Below are 22,832 nucleotides of genomic sequence, written 5' to 3' on the forward strand. Positions count from 1 at the left end.
CGAAAAGCCTCCTTGCTTATGATGAATGTACAGCACGTTTGATCGTGCATTCATCACTCGAAGGGGGCTTTGCCATGGGAACTTCACGCAAATCCTTGGCTCGCGATCAGAATCGGACGGCGTATCTGTTTCTGCTGCCGTGGCTGCTCGGATTTTTCCTGTTGACGGCCGGACCGATGGCCGGATCGTTGTACTTATCGCTTACGAAATACACGCTGCTGTCCCCGCCGACCTGGATCGGGGTCGAGAACTACGCTCGCATCTTTGCTGAGGACGACACGTTTAGAGGCTCCTTGTGGCTGACGTTTAAATATGTGTTCCTCTCCGTGCCGCTCAAACTGGCGTTCGCGCTAATGATCGCCATGGTGCTGAACAAAGGGCTGCGCGCGATCGGTTTGTATCGGACGGTGTATTACATTCCTTCCCTGCTCGGAGGAAGCGTGGCGATCGCGATCGTCTGGCGCCAGATTTTCGACGGAACCGGCGCGGTCAACCGCGCTCTGGCCTGGCTTGGGATCGAAGGGCCGTCCTGGATTGCCCATCCCGACTATATTATTCACACGATCGTGACGTTATCCGTGTGGCAGTTCGGATCGGCAATGGTTATCTTCCTTGCCGGTCTCAAGCAGATTCCCGCCGATCTGTACGAAGCGGCGCAAGTGGATGGCGCCAATGGCTGGCGACGGTTCAGCCGCATTACGCTGCCCATGCTGACGCCCGTCATTTTCTTCAATCTTGTTATGGGCGTCATCAATTCGTTTCAGGCATTCACGCCGGCATTCGTCATCGGCGACGGCCGCGGCGGCCCGCTTGACGCTACAATGTTCTACACCCTGTACCTGTATCTGAAAGGGTTCTCGTTCTTTGAAATGGGATATGCATCGGCGCTCGCCTGGATCATGCTGCTGATTATCGGATTGTTGACGGCTGTCATTTTCGTCACTTCGAAATATTGGGTGTTCTATGGCGATAATAAGGAAGGGAGGTAAGGAGGCCATGACTACCGCAACTACTATGAAAACCAGACTTGCCGGGCCGCTCAAGCATCTGCCCGTCATCGCTCTGGGACTGCTGATGATTTATCCCGTGTTATGGCTGATCGCCAGCTCCTTTAAGCCGAATCAGCTCATCTTCTCCGACCCTTCCTTATGGCCCGCTACGTTTACGCTGGACAATTACAAAAACGGCTGGGCTGGTTTTCAGGGGATTTCGTTCGGTCGATTTTTCGCGAATTCGTTTGTCATCTCCATCCTTAGCGTGCTTGGCAACGTCATAACTTGCTCTCTTGCGGCGTTCGCGTTCGCCAGGCTAAAGTTTTCGTTCGGCAAGCTTTGGTTCGCCCTTATGCTTGTGACGATCATGCTGCCTTACCATGTAACGCTGGTGCCGCAATACGTCATCTTTAACGAGCTGCACTGGATTAATACGTATTACCCGCTCGTCCTGCCGAAGTGGCTGGCGACCGACTCGTTTTTTATTCTGCTTATGGTGCAGTTTATTCGGGGGATACCGAAGGACCTCGACGAAAGCGCGACGATCGACGGCTGCAACTACAAACAAATTTATTTCCGCATCATGCTGCCATTGCTGACGCCGGCGCTTATTACAACCGCGATCTTTACATTCATTTGGACCTGGGACGACTTCTTTAGCCAGATGATATACCTGAGCGATATTCGTTTGTTCACCGTGCAGCTCGGGATTCGGGCGTTGTTCGACCCCAGCGGCTCCTCGGACTGGGGAGCGCTGCTGGCCATGTCGGCTTTGTCCCTGCTTCCGATAACGGCCGTATTCCTCGTCTTCCAGCGTTATTTCCTGGAAGGCATCGCGACGACGGGATTAAAGTAAAGCTGGCGAAGGCACCCGAAAAAATGATAAGTCAAGTGCCGAAGGAATGGTATGCCGCTTCCTTCGGTCATTCGGTAAGATGACGTTGTAAGGCGAAGTCACATCACAATTACGATATTGGGGGAGATCGACATGTTAAAACGTCAACGTCAATTAGCAGTAGGTGCGGTTGTCGCGATCAGCATGCTGGCCACGGCTTGCTCGGGAGGAACGGGAGCGGGAGGCGCGGCAAGCAGTTCGCCGAGCCCTGACAACGCGGGCGGCAGCAACGCCGGAGGAGAGCAGGTAGAGCTGCGCGTCATGTGGTGGGGAGACCAGGCGCGTGCCGATATTACGAACCAGGTCCTGAAGCTGTTCATGGACAAAAATCCGAACATCAAGGTCATCGGAGAATTCGCTCCTTCATCCGGCTACTTCGACAAGCTGAATACGCAGCTTGCTTCCGGAACGGCGGCGGACGTCTTTTTCCTGGGAGGCAACGTTGTCGATTACGCGAACAAGGATGTGCTGCTGGACCTGACTCCGTACGTCGGAAATGAACTGGATCTCTCCGACATGGATCCTGCTATGATTCAATATGGCACGCTCGCCGACAAGCTGGTCCATGTATCGGCAGGCGCGAACGCAAGGGGCATCGTCGTAAATACGAAGTTGTTCGAGCAAGCAGGAATTCCCGTGCCGCAGGACGGCTGGAACTGGGACGATTACGCCAGAATCAGCAACGAAATCGCGGCCAAGCTTGGCGATGGCTACTACGGCACGTATAACTTCACGTTCGAGGGCATGGACATCGCCTACAAGCAAAACGGCGCCCAGCTCTACGACATGGCGGCCGGCAAGCTCGGTTTCGAGGAGAAAAACGCGCTGGACTGGTTCGGCTACTGGTCGAAGACGTCGGAAGGCGGCGGGGTTGTAACGCCGGAGCTTGCGGTATCGCATCCAATCGATGATCCCAGCAAATCGTTGATCACTTCCGGCAAAGCCGCGATGAACCTCATTCCTTCCAATCAGCTAGGGGCTTATCAAGGACTGACGGAAGATCCGCTGACGATGGTGCAGCTGCCGAGAGGACCGAAAGGAACCGGCGTCGTGTTCGAATCCAGCCAAGGCTTGTCGGGTTATGCGAAAACGGAGCATCCAAAGGAAGTCGCTATGCTGGTCAGCTTCTTTATTAATGATCCGGAAGCGGCGAAGATTCTCGGCAACAACCGCGGCGTGCCCGTAACGTCGAAGAACCGCAGTCTGCTGGAAGCGGAAGCGAGCGACGTCGATAAAATCGTATACGATTACACAAGCCGGGTATCCGACGCTACGAAAACCGAGCCGTTTGCGGTCAGCTACAATCCTCCGGGCAACGCCGAATTCGAGAAGATGGGCAAAACAACGGTGCAGGAAATCGGTTTCGGACGCAAGACGGTGGAGCAGGCGGTCAAGGATTTCTACCAGAACGCGGTCAAAATTCTAAATAGCAACCAATAATGGCAGGTGATCTCTCATCATGAATGAACAATTGCTGGAAAACTTACGAAACCGTAATAGCCGCGAAAGGTTCGGTTCGGCGAACGGCCTAAGTCCAGAGCACAAAGCGGTTGCGGCAGAATGGGAGGCAGGGGGCGTCGCGTTTGCTTCGTCCTCCGGCCAGTTGGAGGAGACGCACGGCAACGCGATGAGATCGCTGCTGAGCTGCATCGTGCCTACCGGCGCAAACGGGACGCCTATCCTGCACGAGGGAGGCGTGTACCGGGGCTGCTGGCTGGAGAGCACGGGCACGATCAATGCGGAGCTGCTGTCGCGGTTCGTGCCTTCCGTCGCGGAAGCGACCTTCGCCTCGTTTGCCGAGCATCAGCGGAAAGACGGGCTAATGCCCTACAAGGTTACGGAGCAAGGTCCGGCCTTCCGGCAAATTCAGCTGGTGACGCCGCTTGCGAGATCCGTATGGAATCATTACCGTCTAAATAGCGGCGGCGAAGCCTTTCTTAACCGCATGTACAGCGCGATGGAGCGCTATGATGATTGGTTGATGCAGTACCGCAATACTCGCGGAACCGGCTGCATCGAGGCGTTTAGCACATTCGACACGGGGCATGATCTATCGCCGAGGTTTTGGCATGTTCCGGATACGCCGCACGGAGGAGATCCTGCCTCTGTCGATCCTAATTCGCCAGTTCTCCCGTTTCTCGCGCCGGATCTGACGGCCAACGTCTATTGCCAGCGTTTGTATTTGGCCAAGATGGCGGAGATGCTCGGTCTTCCGGATTCGGGATGGGGCGCCAAAGCAGAGCAGACATTGGAGGCTCTTTTCGGTTATTGCTTCGACGAGCGGGATCGGTTCTTCTATGATCGCGACCGTCATGAGCGATTCGTGCGTATTCAGTCCGACGTACTGCTGCGGGTAATGGCTTGCGAGGTTGGAGACCGCAGCTTCTTTGACGAGATGCTTGGGCGGTATTTGCTCAACACGCGCAAGTTTTTCGCCAAATATCCTTTTACGTCTATCGCCATGGATGATCCCAGATTCGACCCGTCCTCCGCTTACAACACCTGGGGAGGCACATCGAATTTCCTAAGCATCATCAGGGCGCCTCATGCGTTCGAGCTACACGGCCGCCATGTGGAGCTGACCTGGGTTATTCAGCCGATTCTGTCCGCCGCCGCGCGGATGAAGAGATTCGGGCAGACCATAAGTCCATGGACGGGAGAAGAAGGGTACACGGAAGCTTATTCGCCTTCGATCCTATGCGTGCTGGATTTCGTCGAAAGGCTGTGCGGCATCCGTCCTACTCCGGACGGCGAGCTATGGTTTACGGCTTTAAGACCGTACCCATTGGACCACGGCGAGGAAATCGCCGAAGAGACGGCATACAGCAGAACGGTAGACGGCATTCGGTTTGAGCTGGTAAACGGCAAAGATGGCTCCGTGCTGTATCGGGACAACGCGATATGGATGACGTTCCCGGGCGGCATTAGGGTGAGGACGAACCGCAAGGGAGAACTGCTCGGTTTGACAGGGATGTCCGTACAGAAGGTCCGCGGGGAAATCGAGTGGAACGGGGTTCGGACTACTTTCGAAGTCAATGGCAATGAAGTGCTGGCTTACGGGGATGGAACGTTCGTCAGCGTTCAGGATATTGGCATCGTCTATCCAACGTACGAATAAAAGGAGGCACGATGCATGAAAACGCTGGAGGACATTCAAATTCGCGACCCTTTTGTCGTTCCGTTGGAGCGGGAGGGACGATATTATATGTACGGCAGCACGGACAGCAACATCTGGGGAAAGGGAACGGGCTTCAATGTGTACGTAAGCGAGGACCTGTCAACATGGGATGGACCGCTGCCTGTGTTTCGCCCGGATGAGAACTTTTATTCCGACACAAACTTCTGGGCGCCGGAGGTGTACCAGGTCGGCGAACGATGGTATATGTTTGCGACGTTCCGCCGCAAAGATAATGATTTGCTTGGCACGGCCGTACTGGTCGCCGAAAGTCCGCTTGGTCCCTTCGTACCGCACAGCGACGGTCCTGTAACGCCAATGGAATGGAGCTCGTTGGACGGCAGCCTTCATCTGGATTCGGAGGGAAATCCTTGGATGGTGTTTTGCCACGAATGGCAGCAGACTGGGGACGGAGAGGTGCGGGCGGTTCGACTGTCTGCCGACTTGAAGCGGGCCGAGGGCGAGCCTATGCTGCTGTTCAAGGCTTCGGAGGCTCCATGGACGACGCCATTCCTTCATAAACGTTATCCCGGACGGAACAATTATGTAACGGATGGTCCCTATCTGTTCCATGGGGAGGACGGCGTGCTGAACATGTTGTGGGCTAGCTTTATCGACAATCGGTACGCGCTGGGCCTTGCCCGTTCCCGTTCCGGGGATGTGCTGGGGCCTTGGGAGCAAGCGCCGGATCCTTTGTATCGCGACGATGGCGGTCATGGGATGGTGTTCCGCACATTCGGCGGCGAGCGGCTGCTGGCCGTTCACGCTCCGAACCAAACACCTGACGAGCGTCCCATTTTTCTACGGCTCGAGGAAGCGGATGTCGGCATCCGGACAAACGGAAGGTATGCGCCGGAATGATTCGGGCGAACCAAACGCAGGATGTATATACGCGAGCCTCTAAGCCGCTAGTGGGAGATCAATGTGTATGAATTTCATACTCGCGAGCCTCGAAAGCCGCCAGACGGAGCTCATTTGGTAAGCGTCAAGCTCTTCGAATTTAGCAATCGTAAAATGGGAATAGGAATCTCGAGTCCGACATCCCGGGCAAGTGGCGAAATGACGACGCATTGGCGGAAAGTCAAACCAATCAACCGCCGTCAGTTTTGCGCTTGGTTGAAGAAGCGGAATGAATCATCGGTGTCCTCCCCAAAAGAAATAGCCCTCAATCTTGGAATTCAAGATGAGGGCTATTCCTTTTGTACTCGGGGTCAAAACTTAGTAGCAAAAATGTCAAGCCATAGAGAACATGGCGCCAAGATAGGCGAATACAGCCGCGAAAATGCCCATCGCCAGCGCGAAGACCGGGCGTCTGGCACGATACATCGCGATGATGCCGCCAAGCATAATAAGCGCTGCGGCAAATAGCAAAAGACCGCTGCCCGTCCAGTTAAACGTAAAATCCATGTCCGGACTGTAAGGGGCTTGGAAGATGCGCGTGAACAACGGAGACGGAGATTCCATCTGCAGCGTCTCCTGCACGTTGTGCGGAGGCGCTTGCTGACCGAGAACAGCAGTAGCTGCAAGAACGAGCAGGGCAACTACGCCTTCTGCCTTGAGCCAGACCCGCGGGCTGAACGACTCGTTGTTCAGAGACATTTTTCGGTAGAGAAAGCCATTGGTAAACGCAAAGACGAGCAAAGGCAAAATTAGAGCATGCTTAAGCAAAAGCGCCTGACCGTACGGCAAGATCCAGGACTTGACGTAGTCCTGCGTCGTAAAGGTCATGAGCGTAAAGCCGGCTGCGAGTGTTAAAATAACGGCTCCTATGGCGACAGGGGAGAACCAGCCCAGGAACGCCGGCCAATTCCGGTCATCCTTGGCGAACCAGCCCGCAACGAACAGAATGCCAATCCATACCGTGAAGCCTAAAAAATGCGCCGTATGTATAATCAAACCTTTTGTGGGGCTCAGCGATGAAGCATGACTGGCATAACCTAACCAGACGATTAACAGAAGCGTTACGAACAGTGCGATTTTGGGCATATGGCGGTCCTTGCGGAACGACTTGACGACAAGCAGTACTATAAGTCCGGCAGAGCCGACGACTGTCCATACCCATGCTTTGCCGGAATTAACGTCGATCAGAATGCTGCGCATCATCTCTCCGTACGAAATCTCGAATTGTGTGGAGAACAACATGGCAAGATTATGAAGCGGAACAAAAGAAAGCACGGGAATCGCGGCAACGCATGCCAGCAATACGCCATCCGGCACATGTACGGATGGCCTAAGCCGCTCCGGTATGAGCCGGAGCAGCAGCGTGCCCGTTAAAATGGCAAAGCAGATGTAAAGTAAACCTTCGCTAATATAGATCATGGCTTCCTTCTTTTAAGGAGTACCGCCGCAACCGCTACGATAACGATGATACCGCCAATCGCAATCAAAGGCGACATGCCGGATTTGTCCTCGTTATTGCCGGTTTCCTCCGAATCCGGCGGCATGGATGGCGATGGGGAAGGTGCCGATTCATTATCTTCCGTCGCAGCAGGCTCCTGGGTTGCGACAGGCTCTTCCGTCGCTTCCCCGTCAGTAGGAGCTACAGTGGCCGTTGGCTCAGTTGTCGCCGTTGCTGCCGGAGCAGCTATCGAGAAGCCGTATTGGCCTTCGATGGCATGTCCGTCTGCGCCCACAATCGTCCATTTGACGGTATAATCTCCGTTGCCGAGCGGAGCGTTCGGCCGATTGGACATCGTGTCGCCCTCCACCAGCGACTCGCCAAGCGCAACCTCCGCGCCGCTTGCATCAAACAATTTGAAGTTGCTGATTTTCTCGATTTGCGTGTCGTAAGTAAGCCGGATTTCCTGAGGCGCTGATTCCGATGTGGAATCCTTCTCCGGTACGCTTTCCGTCAGCTTGGAGTGGGCAAGCGCCGCTTGCGGAAGCAGCCAGATAAGAGCCAGACAAATCAACAATATACGTTTCATAATCATTTTCCTCCTCTTTGCTATGTGATGGTAATTATTGGCGTTCAGCGGGCAAGGCTCCTATCATTATACCAAAACAAAATCGTCGCTGACGAAACGTCCCCCATGAATTCGTTGCAGAGTCGTGAACTTTCTATGCTTCGTTTCGTTTACGACATTCATAAAGGAAAAGCCGCCATGAATATATATCAATTATGATATCCAGTCGTCTGCAAGGGAGGTGGGCCTGCCGTCAGCTATGCTACCGGCATGCAGCGTCGGGCAGGACAACGTTTGAGTGAACCCTTATCATTAGGCTGGTTGTTTGTCGTTGTATTGGCCATCATTGGAATGTACGCTTTTTTTGTTGCGGCTCATGCGGCAATCACCCTTGCCCGAATGAACCGGGTCGAAGAGCTCGGAAAGGAGGATGGATTCCCTCGTCATCCGCTTGCGGGCTCAATATTGGAAAGCCGCGGGCTCTACGCGGCGGCATGCCGGCTGGGCAAGGCTATTGCCGTGATCGGATTAGGACTGTTGTCTTATTGGGCAGCAGAAGGACGCGTTTCCCCATGGCTGGAAGAGTTAGGTGCAGGTTCTCCGGATACGTCATGGGTGCTGTCTTGTTTCATCGTTTATACGATCAGCGTCACCTTGTTGTTCGTATTTGGGGAGTTGATTCCGTTAAGAGCCGTCGAGCGCAATGCGGAAGCTGCATTGCTTCGCATGGCCCGCCCGATCAGACTGACGTATATCCTGCTCCTGCCCGTGTTGCGCCTGCAGTTGCGAATTGCGAACGTCTTTATGCCGATGTTGGGTATCGATCCGTCAAATGGTTATGGAGACGCACATACGGAAGCGGACTTGCGGACTCTTATGAAGGAAAGCCATCAGAGAGGTTACATCGACCAGACCGAGCTTACGCTTGTCGACAATATCTTCGAGTTCACCGAAACAACCGCCCGCGAAATAATGATACCTCGCATCGACATGATTTGTTTGCGAGCAGGTCTCTCTCTCTCGGCAAACAAGGCTATCGCCATTGGGCACATGCGTACCCGATATCCCGTCTGCGAACATGATAAAGACAATATAACAGGTTTCGTTCATATTAAAGACCTGCTCAAGGACGACCAGCGGCAGACCAGCGACCTGTCTTCGTTGATCCGTCCTGTAACGACGGTTCCGGAGAATATCCCCATTAGCGTTCTGCTCAAGCTGATGCAGAAGAAACGCAGCCAGATCGCCATTTTGATCGACGAATACGGAGGGACCTCCGGGCTTGTCACGCTGGAGGATATTATGGAACAGATCGTAGGCGATATTCAGGACGAATTCGATACCGAAACCCCAGGGATTATAAAGCGGGAGGATGGCTCGCATTCGATCAGCGGGCTTATGTTGATCGAAGAGGTCAACAGCTACTTCGGCACGGCGATCGAGACGGATGAGTTCGACACGATTGGCGGATGGATGTACGCAAGGGTCGACTTCCCGCCAAAGTCCGGGCAGCATGTCGCCGTCGACGGACAATATGAAATGGTTGTTGAGGAGACATTGCATTTGCGCATTTCTCGTCTTACTGTTCGAAGCTTGAAGGCTGGAGCCAGGCACGGACAGTCCGACATTGTTTCGCTTGGCGATTAGCGATAAGCCAAATAGGACGAACCGGTACTGCGGCTGATAACCACAGTTGGGTTCGTCCTATTAGAGGTAGTTCAAAAAGTCCGCTTTTGATTCACGAAGTATACCAAGAAGCGTACTCGACATCGATTCTTGAATTCAAGCGAACTCCGGCAAGTCGGCAGGCACTTTGTTTACGACGTCGATCGTGCCGCCGCCCAAGCAGTGTTCTCCGTCGTAGAAGACGACGGCTTGTCCCGGAGTTACGGCCTTCTGAGGCGTGTCGAAGTTAACGAGTGCCGATCCGTCGTTGCGGAGAGTCACCGTAACGCCCTGATCGGGCTGGCGATAGCGGAACTTCGCGGTGCACCGCAGCGGTCCTTCGCTCCCCCCGCGCGGCACAATCCAGTTGATGTCCGTAGCGATCAGACTCTCCGAATAAAGGCTGACATGTTTCTCCCCTTGAACAACGTACAGAATGTTGCGCTCCAGATCCTTCTCCGCAACGAACCAAGGTTCGCCGGAGCCAGTCCCCGAACCGCCGATGCCAAGTCCCTGGCGCTGTCCGAGCGTATAATACATGAGACCGTCATGACGGCCCTTCTTCTCGCCGGAGCGGATATCGATCATATCGCCGGACTTGGCCGGCAAGTACCCGCTAAGGAACTCCTTGAAGTTCCGCTCGCCGATGAAGCAGACGCCGGTGCTGTCCTTCTTTTTGGCCGTGTACAAGCCGGCTTCTTCCGCGATTCTGCGCACTTCGGGCTTGGGCAGATGTCCAATGGGGAACATCGCCTTCTCAAGCTGATTCTGATTCAGCGCGCTCAGGAAGTAAGTCTGGTCCTTGTTGCCGTCCACCCCCCGCAGCAGGCGAGTCGTGCCGTCCGCATCGCGTTCGACGCGGGCGTAATGGCCTGTCGCGAGGTAGTCGGCGTTAAGCTCCAGCGCTTTGTTAAGAAAGTCGCCGAATTTGATCTCCCTATTGCACATTACGTCGGGATTAGGTGTACGTCCGCGCTTGTATTCATCGAGGAAATAAGAGAATACTTTATCGTAATACTGCCGCTCGAAGTTGACTGTATAATAAGGAATGCCGATCTGATCGCATACGCGGCGTACATCCTCGGAATCTTCTTCCGCCGTGCAATGACCGAACTCGTCGGTATCGTCCCAATTTTTCATGAATATGCCGATGACGTCATAGCCTTGCTGCTTGAGCAGAAGAGCCGTCACGGAAGAGTCGACGCCGCCCGACATGCCGACGACGACGCGCGTATTCGCATTGTTCTTGACCAAAATAATCACCGCCTAATGGATTAAAGCATGCTCCATTGTACCATATCGACAAAAGTTTTTCATGAAAGAATAAAGCTTTTTGCACACGATTGGCAATCGATATGTTAACATATAAGGATGATGGGAATACAGTGTTTTATAGAGAGAGGTGCTATCAATGAAAATTTCGACAAAAGGCCGTTACGGACTCACCATAATGATGGAGCTTGCAGCCAAATTCGGCGAAGGCCCTATCTCCTTGAAAAGCATTGCGGAGCGCAATGGATTATCCGAGCATTACCTGGAGCAGCTGGTCGCCCCGCTTCGAAACGCAGGGTTAGTCAAGAGTATTCGAGGCGCATACGGCGGCTACATATTGTCCAAGGACCCTGCCGACATTACTTCAGGGGATATCATCCGCATTCTCGAAGGACCGATCTCGCCGGTAGACTTTACGGAAGAGGACGATCCCGCCAAGCGCAACCTGTGGCTGCGGATCCGCGACAGCATCGCGGAGGTGCTCGATTCCACGACGCTCGAGAACTTGATTAATTATCAAGACGCCGACAAAAAAGACTCCTATATGTTCTACATTTAAGGTGACGAATATGAACAACCATTATTTCGACCATGCCTCCACAACGCCCATGCATCCAGAAGCCGTGAGAACGATGGTAGAGCTGATGCAAGGCCCTGGCGGCAACGGTTCCAGCGTTCACGCGTACGGACGGGCTGCCAAAAGCCGAATCAGCCGTGCGCGTGATTCTATTTCTGCGGCAATCGGCTGTAAGCCGGGCGAGCTGATGTTTACCTCCGGCGGTACGGAGAGCAACAATGCCGCCTTGATCGGAGCGGCCACAGCTCAGCGTAAAAAGGGCAGAAGCCATATCGTGACATCGGCTGCGGAACATCATGCCGTGCTCCATACCTGCGAATGGCTAAGAGACGAAGAAAATTTCGAACTTACGATATTGCCCGTGGACGAATATGGCAGCGTCGACCCGAATCAGGTTGCAGATGCGCTTCGGCCGGATACGGCGCTTGTCAGCATCATGCATGGCAATAACGAAGTAGGCACGCTTCAACGTATTGGGGATATCGGCGAAGCGGTCCAGGCTGTCGGCGCGGTCTTCCATGTGGACGCCGTCCAGACACTTGGATTGATCCGCTACGAGCTTTCCCGGATGCCTGTCGATCTGATGAGCTTTTCCGCCCACAAGATAGGCGGGCCTCAAGGCGTTGGCGCATTGTACATAGCTGCCGCAACGCCTTTCGAGCCATTAATCCACGGTGGTTCGCAGGAGCGGAAGCGCCGCGCCGGAACGGAAAATGTTGCCGGAATCGCGGGATTCGCCGCCGCACTTGACATTTGTGTGAACGAACGAGAAAAAAAGCAACCTTATTTGGACAAGCTTCGTAAGAAATGGGTAGAGCTTTTGCAGGAAGGCATTGGCAGCGAGTTAATTGTTATTAACGGCCATCCTGACCCGGCCTTTCAATTGCCGCATATTGTCAATGTCAGCTTCTTGGGCTTGCAGACAGAGAGCATGCTTATGAATCTGGATATGGCCGGCATAGCAGCCGCAAGCGGTTCGGCGTGCACATCGGGATCTCTGGAGAAGTCGCATGTGCTCAAAGCGATGAACTTATCCCCGGATCGGCTGGATTCGGCCGTAAGATTTAGCTTCGGATTGGGGAATACTTTGGAGGAACTGGAGGATGCGGCCCGGGCTGTCGTGGCAATCGCGAACCGTATCCGAAACAAAGGATAGGAGGATTCCTTCCAAAGTGATCAAACTCCAAAGGCTGATCGGGCTGCCGGTCATCGTAATCCATTCCGGGAAACTCGTCGGTACCGTCAAAGATGCTTGGTTCGACGAACATTGGCGTCTCAAAGGTTTAATCCTGGAGTTCGCCAAGTGGTTCGCGGCAACGGCGCGCGCGGTTTCATGGGACGATGTATTGACGTGCGGGGAAGATGCCGTTATCATCTCCAAAGAAGATGCGGTCATTGCCATGAAACCGAAAGAAGTGAGCCGGGCGTTTCACGCCGGCATTATCAAGTTGAAGGATCTGCCCGTCGTTACGGTGCATGGCGTTCAGCTCGGACGGGTGTCGGATGTTTATTTTTTCCCGTTTCAGGGTACACAGATAGTAGGCTATGAGCTTACAGACGGTTTTGTTTCGGATCTGATGGAAGGGCGTAAATGGCTGAAAGCGCCGAGTGATCCGGATGAGGTATTGCTCGGGGAAGACGCGATTATCGTTCCTGCTGTCAGTGAAGCGGAATTGGAGCCTGTCGCAGCTTCCAATTTCAGAGAATAGGGAGAAATGTTTATGATGAGATGTCCGAATTGCAATTCGAAAGATATCGGGAAGATCGGTTCCCACCAGTTTTATTGTTGGGGCTGTTTTATTGAATTGACGGTCAACGGCGAAAAGATGTCGGTGTACCAGGTCGAAGAGGACGGCACGCTTAGCTCGCTCGACGATTTGTTTTTTGAAGACGAGGCTGCTCACAATCACGTCCATGAACAGCTCAACGGATAATTAAGTAAAGGTCTTGGACTGCCATTATTTCCATGACTATACTCGAGGCGGCCGAAAGGCCGTCATTTAGTGTTTATTCATAAAATGAAACACTCCCTCCCACGTTCGGACATCCGGCTCGGATTATAAAGAGGATGATTCCTCCAACTTGTACATATACTGAACTAGATGCACGCACGATTGATGTCCGGGGCTAAAAGCAGCCTGTCTGACCAAAGATCGCGCTGCCGCAAGTTCGGGGGGTGCAAGGGTGGAACGGTTCACTAACAACAAGCTGTTCGTGTGGCTTGTCTACTCGATTCTCGGTCTAATCGCGATTTATTTCCTGCTGCAGTTGAAGCCGCTGTTCGCGACGATCTACGTCTTCCTCAAGGCGGTGCTGGGACCGTTTATTATCGCGATGATTATCTCCTACGTGCTTAATCCTATCGTGACCATGCTTCACGAACGCAAGGTGCCCAGAACGATCGCGGTTCTGCTCATCTATGCCGTATTCTGCGCGGCCATAGCGGTGCTTCTCGTCAATCTGATCCCCATGTTTGTGGGGCAAGTGCAGGAGCTCAATCATCATATTCCGGAATTGACGATGCGCGCGCAAAGCATCGTGACGGATCTCAATAATACATCGTTCCTCCCGGAGAGTTTCCGCGATGGCGTGGACAAGGCATTGCTAAGTATCGAAAAGCGGATCTCGGAGTCGCTGCTCCATCTGGTCGACAATATCGGCTCCATGCTGAGCGCGGTGTTCGTCGTGTTCATTATCCCGTTCCTTGCGTTTTACATCCTCAAGGATTTTGATGTGTTCGAGCGCACCATCATTACGTATGTGCCGAAGTCCCATCGGAAGAACACGGTTCGCCTTATGAAGGACATAGACCAAGCACTTGGAAGCTATATACGAGGTCAGTTCCTTGTTTGCGTCATCGTAGGCACGCTGGCTTACGGAGGGTATCTCCTGATCGGCATGCCGTACGCGCTCCTGCTCGCCAGCGTAGTGGCGATTACCAATGTCATACCTTATTTAGGACCGTTCTTCGGCGCGGCGCCCGCGCTTCTCATGGCGTCCACCATCTCTCTCAAAATGATGATTTACGTGGCCATCGTAAATACGCTGTGCCAGATCCTGGAGGGCAACGTCGTCTCGCCGCAAGTCGTCGGGCGTACGCTGCATTTGCATCCGCTGCTGATCATATTTGCATTGCTTGCAGGAGGCCAGATCGCGGGCATCGCCGGCATGATACTCGCCGTCCCGATCTTCGCTGCCTGCAAAGTAATTGTCCAGCATATGTTTGCCTATTATGTCAGGCGAAAGATCATTTGACAGCGATTCGAGGGACCGCTATAATTTGTGCATGCATATATACAAATAAAGGTTCTAAAATCCGGTTTCAATACCTTGGATTTTTGAACGTCCTTAAAGCGATGATGAAAATAAGTAGGCTATTCATAACCCGCCTGCCAGAGAGAGCGCTTCTTCGTTTCCATTGCCGCAAGGCGGGAAACGTCGGTTGAGAGAGCGCTTCTGCGTAGAATGGCCGAAAGCTGTTTTCGGAGCGTGAACGAACTTCACCGGATGGATCCGTTATCGTCCACGAAGGCGATCGTGCTTATGAAGCGCGATAACCAGGGTGGTACCGCGATATACATTCGTCCCTGTCATTGACAGGGGCGTTTTTTATTTGTTTCTAACACCAATTTATCCGCGAGCGGGCAGCCGCATCGACAAACAGGGAGGAACGAAATCATGAAAGCTAGCGAAATCAGATCCAAATGGCTTGCATTCTTCGAAAGCAAGGGCCATAACATCGAGCCGAGCGCGTCGCTCGTGCCGCATAACGACCCGTCCCTTCTCTGGATTAATGCGGGAATGGCGCCGCTCAAGCCTTATTTTGACGGCCGCATCATTCCGGACAATCCGCGGATCGCGAACTCGCAGAAATGCATTCGCACAAACGATATCGAGAACGTAGGCAAGACGCGCCGTCACCACACGTTTTTCGAGATGCTGGGCAACTTCTCCATCGGCGACTACTTCAAGGAAGAAGTCATTACGTGGGCCTGGGAATTCCTGACCGACAAGAAGTGGATCGGTTTCGACCCGAACCGTCTGTCGGTTACCGTGTACCCGGAGGACGAAGAAGCGTTCCGCTTCTGGAATGAGAAGATCGGCCTGCCTGCAGAGCGCATCTACAAGCTGGAAGAGAATTTCTGGGACATCGGAGAAGGTCCTTGCGGACCGTGTACCGAAATCTTCTACGACCGCGGCGACAAATACGGGGACCTGTCCGATCCGGAATGCTGGCCCGGCGGCGAGAACGAACGGTTTCTGGAAGTGTGGAATCTCGTATTCTCGCAGTTTAACCATAACAAGGACGGCAGCTACACGCCGCTTCCGAACAAAAACATCGATACAGGCGCCGGACTGGAGCGGTTCGCTTCCATCCTGCAGGACGTGGACTCCAACTTCGACACGGACCTGTTTCGTCCCATCATCGACCGGACTTGCGACATTGCCGGCGTGAAGTATAAAGACAACGAAGATCAGGATGTAGCGCTAAAGGTCATCGCGGATCATGTCCGCACGGTAGTCTTCTCCGTAGGCGATGGCGTTATGCCGTCGAACGAAGGACGCGGCTACATTATTCGCCGCTTGCTGCGCCGCGCCGTCCGTTATGGGAAGTCGCTCGGCGTAGACCGTCCGTTCCTGTTCGAACTGACGCCGATCGTAGGCGAAGTGATGGGCGTATACTACCCGGAAGTGGTCGAGAAACGCGATTTCATCGAACGTGTTATCCGCACGGAGGAGGAGCGATTCCACGAAACGTTGTCGGACGGCCTCGTCTTGCTGGAAGCGCTCGTTAAGGGCGCGAAGGAAGCGGGAGCCGGCGCGATCGGCGGCACCGACGCCTTCAAGCTGTACGACACGTACGGATTCCCGTTCGACCTGACGGAAGACTTCGCGATGGAGCACGGATTGTCCGTCGACCGCGAAGGCTTCGACGCAGCGATGGAGGCGCAGCGGGAGCGCGCTCGCGCCGCTCGCCAGGATACAGGCAGCATGAAGGTGCAGGGCGGACCGCTTGCCGACTTTACGGATAAAAGCTTGTTTGTTGGCTATAATGACTTGGTAGCTAAAACCCAAATTACGGCAATTATTCTGGATGATTCGTTAGTCGACTTGGCAGGCGAAGGCAGCCGCGTAGCGGTCCTGCTCGACCATACTCCGTTCTATGCCGAGAGCGGCGGACAAATCGGCGACAAAGGCACGATCCAGGGCGGCGGCTTCACGCTGCAAGTCGAAGACGTGACGAAAGCTCCGCATGGCCAGAACGTGCATCATGCCGTTGTCGTCTCCGGCACGGTTCGCTCCGGTGAAAAGGTAACGGCGGCCGTCGCCAGATCCTCGCGCGAGGATATTATTAAGAATCATACGGCTACGCATCTGCTGCACAAGGCGCTGAAGGAAGTGCTGGGCGACCATGTCAATCAAGCGGGATCGCTTGTCGAGGAGGAGCGTCTCCGGTTCGACTTCTCCCACTTCGGCAGCATAACCGCCGAGGAACTTGCGCTTATCGAGCGCAAAGTAAACGAGCAGATCTGGATCGGCACAAATGTTGACATCTCCAATAAATCGCTTAACGAAGCCAAGGCGATGGGCGCGATGGCGCTCTTCGGCGAGAAGTACGGCGATGTCGTCCGCGTCGTGCAGGTCGGGCAGTACAGCCTGGAGCTGTGCGGCGGCTGCCATGTGGGCAATACGTCGCAGATCGGCCTCTTCAAGCTGCTTGGCGAGAGCGGCATCGGTTCCGGCGTGCGCCGGATCGAGGCGGTAACGGGCAGACATGCTTATGCTTACTACGAGGAGCAGCTGGAGCTGCTTAAGCAAGCCTCCGCGCTGCTCAAGTCGAACATTGCGGACGTTCCGAAGCGGATCGAAGGTCTGTTCGGCCAAGTAAAAGAACTCTCCCGCGAGAACGAGTCGCTTCAGGCGAAGCTGAGCCGCATCGAAGCGGGTTCGCTGGAAACGCAGGCAGTCAAGGTTGGCGACATCCAGGTGCTGTGCGCGAAAGTGAGCGCGCCGTCGATGGACGCGCTGCGCGGCATCGTCGACGAACTGAAGCTCAAGCTGCCGTCGAGCGTGATCGTGCTTGGCGCCGTGCAGGAGGATAAGGTTAATCTTGCGGCTGCCGTCTCCGCGGATCTCGTGAAGCAAGGCTACCATGCCGGCAAAATCATCAAGGAAGCCGCTATCGTATGCGGCGGCAACGGCGGAGGACGCCCGGATATGGCGCAAGCAGGCGGCAAGGACGTCTCCAAGTTGGATGAAGCGCTCAAAATTGCCGAGGAACTGGTTGTCGGCAGGGCGAATGTGATATGATAGAATCAGGCAATGTCCCTAGGCGGATGCTGTTCCCGAAAGCGAGGTGCTGTTGGTGAGTTCCATGGACCAAACAATGAAGTTTAACGTGAAGGCGGAGGGGGTGGAAACTTCTTCCGGGGATATTCTTCTCAGCGTCCACGAAGCGTTGATGGAGAAGGAATACAATCCGATTAACCAGATCGTTGGGTACTTGCTGTCCGGAGATCCCGCGTATATCCCGCGGCACAACAACGCCCGAAGCTTGATCCGCAAGAAGGAGCGGGACGAGCTGATCGAAGAGCTGGTCCGGTTCTACTTGCAGCACAAGAAGCAATGAGAGTCATGGGATTGGATTATGGCGACCGCAATATCGGCGTGGCCGTCAGCGACGCGTTCCGCTGGACCGCGCAGGGATTAACGGTCGTGGAGCGCAGGAGAGACGGCGGAGAACTGGACGTTCTGGCCGGTCTCGCCAAGGAACACGAAGTGTCGGAAGTTGTAGTCGGTCTGCCCAAAAACATGAACGGCTCCGTAGGTCCGCGCGGTGAGATCAGCATCGCGTTTGCCGAACAGCTTGGGCAGAAGCTAGGTATACCTGTTCACCTTTGGGATGAAAGGCTGACGACGGTAGCTGCCGAGCGTACGCTTCTCGAAGCGGACGTCAGCCGGAGGAAACGGAAGCAAGTGATCGACAAGATGGCGGCGACGCTAATCTTGCAAAATTTTCTCGACTCTAAAACGAAAAGGTGAGGGTAACCATGACAAAAGAAGAGATGCAGTACGAAGAGCCGGAAATTATTTATATCCCGGACGAAGAAGGCAACGAGGAAGAATTCGAAGTCATCATGAAATTCGAGGTTGATGGTTCGGATCAAAAATATATGATGGTTGTTCCTTTGATCGGCAACGACGAGGAAGAGGATGAGGTGTACGCCTTCCGCTACGAAGAGGACGGCGACGATCTCAAGCTGTACACGATCGAGGACGAAGAAGAATGGAATATGGTCGAAGAGACGTTTAACACGCTCCTGGGCGAGCTGGAGGAGCAAGACTAATGTCCGATTACAATCAAACGCCTGTTCGGATTAACGGCCTTAAAGAAGTATTCGGCGATCATGTCGAGCTGATCGCCGAGGACGGTCATGCGGAAGTTTACCGGATCAAGGCCGAGTTCAAGCTGGGAGACGCCGTGTATGCGGCGCTCCAAAGCGATGAGATGGAAGCCGAGGACGAAGTCGAGTTTCTGCGCGTTCGTCAAGATGGCGAAGAACCCCAGCTCGAAAGCATCGAAGACGACGAAGAGTGGGAAGCAGCCTCCGAAGCGTACGACGATCTGCAATTCGCTAGCGACGACAGGCCCTAGCATCTCCTATATCGTTGACACGAAGGGCGGCTGACAACCGCTCTTTTTCACGGAAACTGACAGAAGAGGGTGTAGCAGGTTGGATAAGCCGGAAGAAAAGCAGGCAGCGGGAAATGAACCGAATGCTGTAAAGGCTACGAAGACGACAACAAAGAAAAAACGGAAAAAGGTTCGCAACCGTCCCAAAACCTGGGTTATTTCGTTATGGGTCGTATTAAGTTTGCTCACGATCATGTTATTAGGCGCCGGCGGCGTGTTGTATTATGTGTGGAGCAATCTGCAGCCGATGCCCGCAGGAGCTGTAAAGCAAGTTGCGATTTCGCGCGGGATGTCCGCCAATAGCGTTGCGGACACGCTTGAGGAGAACGGCATCATTAAGAACAGCTTTGTGTTCGGTTATTATTTGCAGCTCAAGGATGAAGGCTCCCGGTTCCAGGCGGGCTTGTACGAGATGTCTCCCGGCATGGACAATGCGGCGATTATCGCGAAGCTTAATGCAGGGGATACCATCGCGGAAGAGACGATCCGGTTCACCATTCCCGAAGGCTACACGGTGCTTCAGATCGCCGACAAGCTGGCGGCAGACGGCTTGATTAACAAGGAAAAATTTCTGGATGTTGCGGAGAACGGCCGCTCGTGGGCTAATGCCGAGTCGGCGCAAGCCATTCCGGATGACGATAAATTGCACAAGCGTCTTGAGGGTTACTTGTTCCCGGAGACATACGAGCTGAAGAAGGACAGTACGGAGGAGCAGATCATTACCCGAATGCTGCAGGAGACGGACCGCAAGCTTTCGGCGTTGCCGGAAGATTGGCAGGACGCCATGGAAGCTTCGGGAAGAACGCTGCACGAGATTATGACGATCGCTTCGTTGATCGAGCGCGAGGTTGTCGTGGACGAGGAGCGCGCGCTTGTTTCCAGCGTCATCTACAACAGGCTGGCCAAGCCTATGAGATTGCAGATTGACGCGGCTGTGCAATATGCCCTCGACGAGCCCAAAGAACGTCTGCTCACGAAGGATCTGGAGATCGACAGTCCTTACAATACGTACAAAAACGATGGTTTGCCGCCCGGACCCATTGCAAGTCCAAGTCTTGCATCCATCGAAGCGGCGATCTATCCCGCGCAATCGGATTATTTGTTCTATGTCACGAAGAAGGACGGCTCGCAGAGTCACCTATTCGCGAAGACGTACAACGAACATCTCCGCAACATCGACAAGAGCGAGCGAGGCAGCTAATTGACAGCAGGCCAGGGAGAAGGAGAGCAAACATATGACATACAAACCGGAGCTGCTGGCGACAGCATCGTCGATGGAGGAGCTGGAGCTGCTGATCGACGCAGGCGCCGATGCATTTGTCATCGGCGAGGGGAAATACGGCATGAGGCTGGCCGGCGAGTTCACTTTGGACATGATTGGCGAAGCCGTGAAGTCGGCGAAGCCCAAGGGCGTTCGCATCTATGTATCTATGAATACTCTGATCGACAACGATACGCTGGAAACGATGCCGGACTATATTCGCGGCATCTATAGTATGGGCATCGATGGAATCGTGTTCGGAGATCCGGCGGTGCTCGTGGCGGCGCGGGAGCTGGCTCCTGGGCTCCCCTTGCATTGGAATGCGGAGATGACCTCGACGAATATCGTTACGGCACAATATTGGGCGCGCCGCGGAGCGACCAGATACGTGCTGGCTCGCGAGCTCAATATGGAGCAGATCGTGGATACCAAAGCCAAATCCAGTCTGGAAATTCAAGTACAAGTTCACGGCATGACCAATATCTATCATTCCAAACGTTCCCTGGTGAACAGCTATCTGGACTATCACGGCGATCGGGAACGGCTCGATAATGTTGAGCGGGAACGCGGCTTGTATTTGACGGAAGCCGAGCGTCCCGGAGAACGGTATCCCATCTACGAGGATGCTGGCGGCACCCATATTATGAGCTCGGACGACATTTGCATGCTGGAGAATCTTCACGAGCTGCTGAACGCCGGTGTCGACAGCCTCAAGATCGAGGGCATGATGAAATCGATGGCCTATAACGCGGTCGTGGTCCGGGCATACCGTCAGGCGATCGACGCATACGTCGCCGACCCGGAAGGTTACTCCTTTCAAGAGGAATGGCTGGATGCCATCCGGGAAGCGCAGGATCCCAATCGGGAATTGAGCTACGGATTCTTTTATAAGGAGCAAGTGTACTAATGACGACCGGGCTCATCGGAACAGTGAACAACCAGGAGGTGCGGGAGATGGGGACAACAAACGCGGCTGCGCCGAAATACAAAGGGAAGCGGAACCGGCTGGACAGACCGGAGCTGCTGGCGCCGGCAGGCAATCTGGAGAAGCTGAAGTTCGCCGTTCATTACGGCGCGGATGCAGTCTATATCGGCGGACAGAAGTACGGCCTTCGCTCTAACGCCGACAACTTCAGCTTCGAGGAGATGAAGGAAGGCGTAGAGTTCGCCAGCCGATATGGAGCCAAGGTGTTCGTCGCGACGAATATCTATGCCCATAACGAAGATATCGAAGGACTTGAGTCATACTTGCGCAGTCTGGAGGAGGCTGGTATCGCGGCCATTATCGCAGCCGATCCCGTTATTATCGAGACGGCGCAGCGCGTTGCGCCCAAGCTGGAGGTGCACCTTAGCACGCAGCAGTCGACGATGAACTGGCAGGCGGTCAAGTTCTGGAAGGACGAGGGGTTGCCGCGGGTAGTTCTTGCCAGAGAAACGAGCTTTAAGGAAATCGCGGAGATCAAGAGCCATGTCGATATCGAAATCGAAGCGTTTATCCACGGAGCCATGTGCTCTTCGTATTCGGGGCGCTGCGTGCTGTCCAACCACTTTACGGACCGCGATTCCAACCGGGGAGGCTGCTGCCAATCCTGCCGCTGGAAGTACGATCTGTTCGTTGACGATGAACCGATATACGAGGAAGGGCAAGAGCAGTTCACGATGGGATCGAAGGATCTGTGCATGATCGAATATTTGCCTGAGCTTATCGAGGTTGGCGTGGACAGCTTTAAAATCGAAGGCCGAATGAAAAGCATTCATTACGTTGCGACGGTCGTCAATGTGTATCGTCAAGCCATTAACGCGTACTTCGAGGATCCGGAAAACTTCCGGGTTAAGCAGGAATGGATCGACGAAATGAACAAGGCTGCAAACCGTCCGCTGAACACGGGCTTCTTCCTGGATACGCCGGGCGCGGAGGATCATATCTATGGTCCGGAGGAGAAGGCGGCCCCTTACGACTTTGCGGCGATCGTCCTGGATTACGATGATCGTACGGGCTTCGCTACGCTCCAGCAGCGCAATCACTTCAAGCCGGGACTGGAAGTCGAATTCGTAGGACCGGGCGGCACGTTTTTCCGGCAGACGATTACGGAGCTGACGGACGTCGAAGGACAACCCCTGGATGCGGCGAGACATCCCATGCAGCATGTAAGGGTCCGCACGTTAAAGCCGGTCAAGCCGATGGACATGATGCGTAAAAAAATTAGAAAATGAGACGTTGAGACTACCCGTCCGGGTAGTCTTTATATTATGCCTCGTTATTTTTTGTTCAGGCAATTGACAAGGCCCGGTCAATAACAAATAATAGAACTTATATACCATACATAATGTTTCAAGGTTCGCCAGATGCTTCCTTAAATCGACGAATCAACCAACTTGAAAGAGGGGTCTTC

The 22,832-nt window shown here is 54.1% G+C and carries 22 protein-coding genes; 19 read left to right on the forward strand and 3 right to left on the reverse strand.

The genetic code is table 11. The annotated features are described in order from the left end of the window. The first annotated feature begins 74 nt into the window (after nucleotides 1–74). From H7F31_RS15150 to H7F31_RS15170, 5 genes are all read left to right on the forward strand, one after another. On the forward strand, nucleotides 75–989 hold the full coding sequence (locus tag H7F31_RS15150; RefSeq protein ID WP_087566468.1) for a carbohydrate ABC transporter permease: 915 nt from the start codon (nucleotides 75–77) through the stop codon (nucleotides 987–989). 7 nt (nucleotides 990–996) lie between these two features. Beyond that, entirely contained in the window at nucleotides 997–1,848 is an 852-nt protein-coding gene (locus H7F31_RS15155; protein ID WP_246608563.1) for a carbohydrate ABC transporter permease, read from the forward strand. Nucleotides 1,849–1,980: 132 nt separating this feature from the next. Then, nucleotides 1,981–3,327 (forward strand): ABC transporter substrate-binding protein, encoded by a 1,347-nt coding sequence (locus tag H7F31_RS15160; protein WP_187104871.1) that lies wholly within the window; start codon nucleotides 1,981–1,983, stop codon nucleotides 3,325–3,327. A gap of 19 nt (nucleotides 3,328–3,346) precedes the next feature. After that, nucleotides 3,347–5,005: an MGH1-like glycoside hydrolase domain-containing protein gene (locus H7F31_RS15165; protein WP_187104872.1), complete on the forward strand. Its 1,659-nt coding sequence runs from the start codon at nucleotides 3,347–3,349 to the stop codon at nucleotides 5,003–5,005. Between the two features lie 15 nt (nucleotides 5,006–5,020). Next, nucleotides 5,021–5,923, forward strand: a complete 903-nt coding sequence (locus tag H7F31_RS15170; protein ID WP_187104873.1) for a glycoside hydrolase family 43 protein — start codon at nucleotides 5,021–5,023, stop codon at nucleotides 5,921–5,923. Between the two features lie 372 nt (nucleotides 5,924–6,295). Here the strand turns inward: H7F31_RS15170 and H7F31_RS15175 are convergent, their stop codons facing one another. Next, nucleotides 6,296–7,381 carry a copper resistance D family protein gene (locus tag H7F31_RS15175; protein ID WP_187104874.1) on the reverse strand — a complete coding sequence of 362 codons (1,086 nt, stop codon included), beginning with the start codon at nucleotides 7,379–7,381 and terminating at the stop codon, nucleotides 6,296–6,298. Further along, a complete protein-coding gene (locus H7F31_RS15180) occupies nucleotides 7,378–7,989 on the reverse strand; it encodes a copper resistance CopC family protein (RefSeq protein ID WP_187104875.1) in 612 nt (203 codons plus the stop codon). Before H7F31_RS15180 ends, H7F31_RS15175 begins: the two co-directional genes overlap by 4 nt. Before the next feature lie 273 nt (nucleotides 7,990–8,262). Here H7F31_RS15180 and H7F31_RS15185 point away from each other — a divergent pair, with 273 nt between their 5' ends. Further along, complete coding sequence (locus H7F31_RS15185; RefSeq protein ID WP_187104876.1) at nucleotides 8,263–9,615, forward strand: hemolysin family protein; 1,353 nt, start codon at nucleotides 8,263–8,265, stop codon at nucleotides 9,613–9,615. Nucleotides 9,616–9,750: 135 nt separating this feature from the next. Here H7F31_RS15185 and mnmA read toward each other — a convergent pair whose 3' ends face one another. Beyond that, nucleotides 9,751–10,887 carry a tRNA 2-thiouridine(34) synthase MnmA gene (mnmA, locus tag H7F31_RS15190; RefSeq protein WP_187104877.1) on the reverse strand — a complete coding sequence of 379 codons (1,137 nt, stop codon included), beginning with the start codon at nucleotides 10,885–10,887 and terminating at the stop codon, nucleotides 9,751–9,753. 157 nt (nucleotides 10,888–11,044) lie between these two features. Between mnmA and cymR the strand changes: the two genes are divergently transcribed. The 13 genes from cymR to H7F31_RS15255 all read left to right on the forward strand — a co-directional run bounded on the left by cymR (nucleotide 11,045) and on the right by H7F31_RS15255 (nucleotide 22,653). Next, entirely contained in the window at nucleotides 11,045–11,464 is a 420-nt protein-coding gene (cymR, locus tag H7F31_RS15195) for a cysteine metabolism transcriptional regulator CymR (protein WP_087566460.1), read from the forward strand. A gap of 10 nt (nucleotides 11,465–11,474) precedes the next feature. After that, complete coding sequence (locus H7F31_RS15200; protein WP_187104878.1) at nucleotides 11,475–12,638, forward strand: cysteine desulfurase family protein; 1,164 nt, start codon at nucleotides 11,475–11,477, stop codon at nucleotides 12,636–12,638. Between the two features lie 16 nt (nucleotides 12,639–12,654). Then, on the forward strand, nucleotides 12,655–13,191 hold the full coding sequence (locus H7F31_RS15205; RefSeq protein WP_087566458.1) for a PRC-barrel domain-containing protein: 537 nt from the start codon (nucleotides 12,655–12,657) through the stop codon (nucleotides 13,189–13,191). 12 nt (nucleotides 13,192–13,203) lie between these two features. Then, the gene (locus H7F31_RS15210; RefSeq protein ID WP_087566457.1) at nucleotides 13,204–13,416 is read left to right on the forward strand and encodes a hypothetical protein; all 213 of its coding nucleotides are present in this window, start codon (nucleotides 13,204–13,206) and stop codon (nucleotides 13,414–13,416) included. Nucleotides 13,417–13,666: 250 nt separating this feature from the next. Next, the gene (locus H7F31_RS15215) at nucleotides 13,667–14,737 is read left to right on the forward strand and encodes an AI-2E family transporter (RefSeq protein WP_187104879.1); all 1,071 of its coding nucleotides are present in this window, start codon (nucleotides 13,667–13,669) and stop codon (nucleotides 14,735–14,737) included. Between the two features lie 423 nt (nucleotides 14,738–15,160). Then, the gene (alaS, locus tag H7F31_RS15220) at nucleotides 15,161–17,794 is read left to right on the forward strand and encodes an alanine--tRNA ligase (RefSeq protein ID WP_187104880.1); all 2,634 of its coding nucleotides are present in this window, start codon (nucleotides 15,161–15,163) and stop codon (nucleotides 17,792–17,794) included. Between the two features lie 55 nt (nucleotides 17,795–17,849). Continuing rightward, nucleotides 17,850–18,113: an IreB family regulatory phosphoprotein gene (locus H7F31_RS15225; RefSeq protein WP_087566452.1), complete on the forward strand. Its 264-nt coding sequence runs from the start codon at nucleotides 17,850–17,852 to the stop codon at nucleotides 18,111–18,113. Then, a complete protein-coding gene (ruvX, locus tag H7F31_RS15230) occupies nucleotides 18,110–18,526 on the forward strand; it encodes a Holliday junction resolvase RuvX (RefSeq protein ID WP_087566451.1) in 417 nt (138 codons plus the stop codon). The genes H7F31_RS15225 and ruvX overlap by 4 nt, the downstream gene beginning before the upstream one ends. Nucleotides 18,527–18,534: 8 nt before the next feature. Then, complete coding sequence (locus H7F31_RS15235; protein WP_087566450.1) at nucleotides 18,535–18,831, forward strand: DUF1292 domain-containing protein; 297 nt, start codon at nucleotides 18,535–18,537, stop codon at nucleotides 18,829–18,831. Then, on the forward strand, nucleotides 18,831–19,139 hold the full coding sequence (locus H7F31_RS15240; RefSeq protein ID WP_087566449.1) for a DUF1292 domain-containing protein: 309 nt from the start codon (nucleotides 18,831–18,833) through the stop codon (nucleotides 19,137–19,139). The genes H7F31_RS15235 and H7F31_RS15240 overlap by 1 nt, the downstream gene beginning before the upstream one ends. Before the next feature lie 79 nt (nucleotides 19,140–19,218). Further along, a complete protein-coding gene (gene mltG / locus H7F31_RS15245) occupies nucleotides 19,219–20,379 on the forward strand; it encodes an endolytic transglycosylase MltG (protein ID WP_315970565.1) in 1,161 nt (386 codons plus the stop codon). A gap of 34 nt (nucleotides 20,380–20,413) precedes the next feature. Continuing rightward, nucleotides 20,414–21,346, forward strand: a complete 933-nt coding sequence (locus tag H7F31_RS15250; RefSeq protein ID WP_187104881.1) for a peptidase U32 family protein — start codon at nucleotides 20,414–20,416, stop codon at nucleotides 21,344–21,346. A gap of 47 nt (nucleotides 21,347–21,393) precedes the next feature. Then, nucleotides 21,394–22,653 carry a peptidase U32 family protein gene (locus tag H7F31_RS15255; protein ID WP_187105366.1) on the forward strand — a complete coding sequence of 420 codons (1,260 nt, stop codon included), beginning with the start codon at nucleotides 21,394–21,396 and terminating at the stop codon, nucleotides 22,651–22,653. The last annotated feature ends 179 nt before the right edge of the window (nucleotides 22,654–22,832 follow it).

The organism is Paenibacillus sp. PAMC21692 (genome assembly GCF_014303795.1).
Lineage (GTDB): Bacteria > Bacillota > Bacilli > Paenibacillales > Paenibacillaceae > Pristimantibacillus > Pristimantibacillus agaridevorans.

What these genes read in the sequence shown, in the direction of transcription:
- H7F31_RS15150 (WP_087566468.1), top strand. Translation starts at nt 75, where the DNA reads ATGGGAACTTCACGCAAATCCTTGGCTCGCGATCAGAATCGGACGGCG.
- H7F31_RS15155 (WP_246608563.1), top strand. Translation starts at nt 997, where the DNA reads ATGACTACCGCAACTACTATGAAAACCAGACTTGCCGGGCCGCTCAAG.
- H7F31_RS15160 (WP_187104871.1), top strand. Translation starts at nt 1,981, where the DNA reads ATGTTAAAACGTCAACGTCAATTAGCAGTAGGTGCGGTTGTCGCGATC.
- H7F31_RS15165 (WP_187104872.1), top strand. Translation starts at nt 3,347, where the DNA reads ATGAATGAACAATTGCTGGAAAACTTACGAAACCGTAATAGCCGCGAA.
- H7F31_RS15170 (WP_187104873.1), top strand. Translation starts at nt 5,021, where the DNA reads ATGAAAACGCTGGAGGACATTCAAATTCGCGACCCTTTTGTCGTTCCG.
- H7F31_RS15175 (WP_187104874.1), bottom strand. Translation starts at nt 7,381, where the DNA reads ATGATCTATATTAGCGAAGGTTTACTTTACATCTGCTTTGCCATTTTA.
- H7F31_RS15180 (WP_187104875.1), bottom strand. Translation starts at nt 7,989, where the DNA reads ATGAAACGTATATTGTTGATTTGTCTGGCTCTTATCTGGCTGCTTCCG.
- cymR (WP_087566460.1), top strand. Translation starts at nt 11,045, where the DNA reads ATGAAAATTTCGACAAAAGGCCGTTACGGACTCACCATAATGATGGAG.
- H7F31_RS15200 (WP_187104878.1), top strand. Translation starts at nt 11,475, where the DNA reads ATGAACAACCATTATTTCGACCATGCCTCCACAACGCCCATGCATCCA.
- H7F31_RS15210 (WP_087566457.1), top strand. Translation starts at nt 13,204, where the DNA reads ATGATGAGATGTCCGAATTGCAATTCGAAAGATATCGGGAAGATCGGT.
- alaS (WP_187104880.1), top strand. Translation starts at nt 15,161, where the DNA reads ATGAAAGCTAGCGAAATCAGATCCAAATGGCTTGCATTCTTCGAAAGC.
- ruvX (WP_087566451.1), top strand. Translation starts at nt 18,110, where the DNA reads ATGAGAGTCATGGGATTGGATTATGGCGACCGCAATATCGGCGTGGCC.
- H7F31_RS15235 (WP_087566450.1), top strand. Translation starts at nt 18,535, where the DNA reads ATGACAAAAGAAGAGATGCAGTACGAAGAGCCGGAAATTATTTATATC.
- H7F31_RS15240 (WP_087566449.1), top strand. Translation starts at nt 18,831, where the DNA reads ATGTCCGATTACAATCAAACGCCTGTTCGGATTAACGGCCTTAAAGAA.
- H7F31_RS15250 (WP_187104881.1), top strand. Translation starts at nt 20,414, where the DNA reads ATGACATACAAACCGGAGCTGCTGGCGACAGCATCGTCGATGGAGGAG.
- H7F31_RS15255 (WP_187105366.1), top strand. Translation starts at nt 21,394, where the DNA reads ATGGGGACAACAAACGCGGCTGCGCCGAAATACAAAGGGAAGCGGAAC.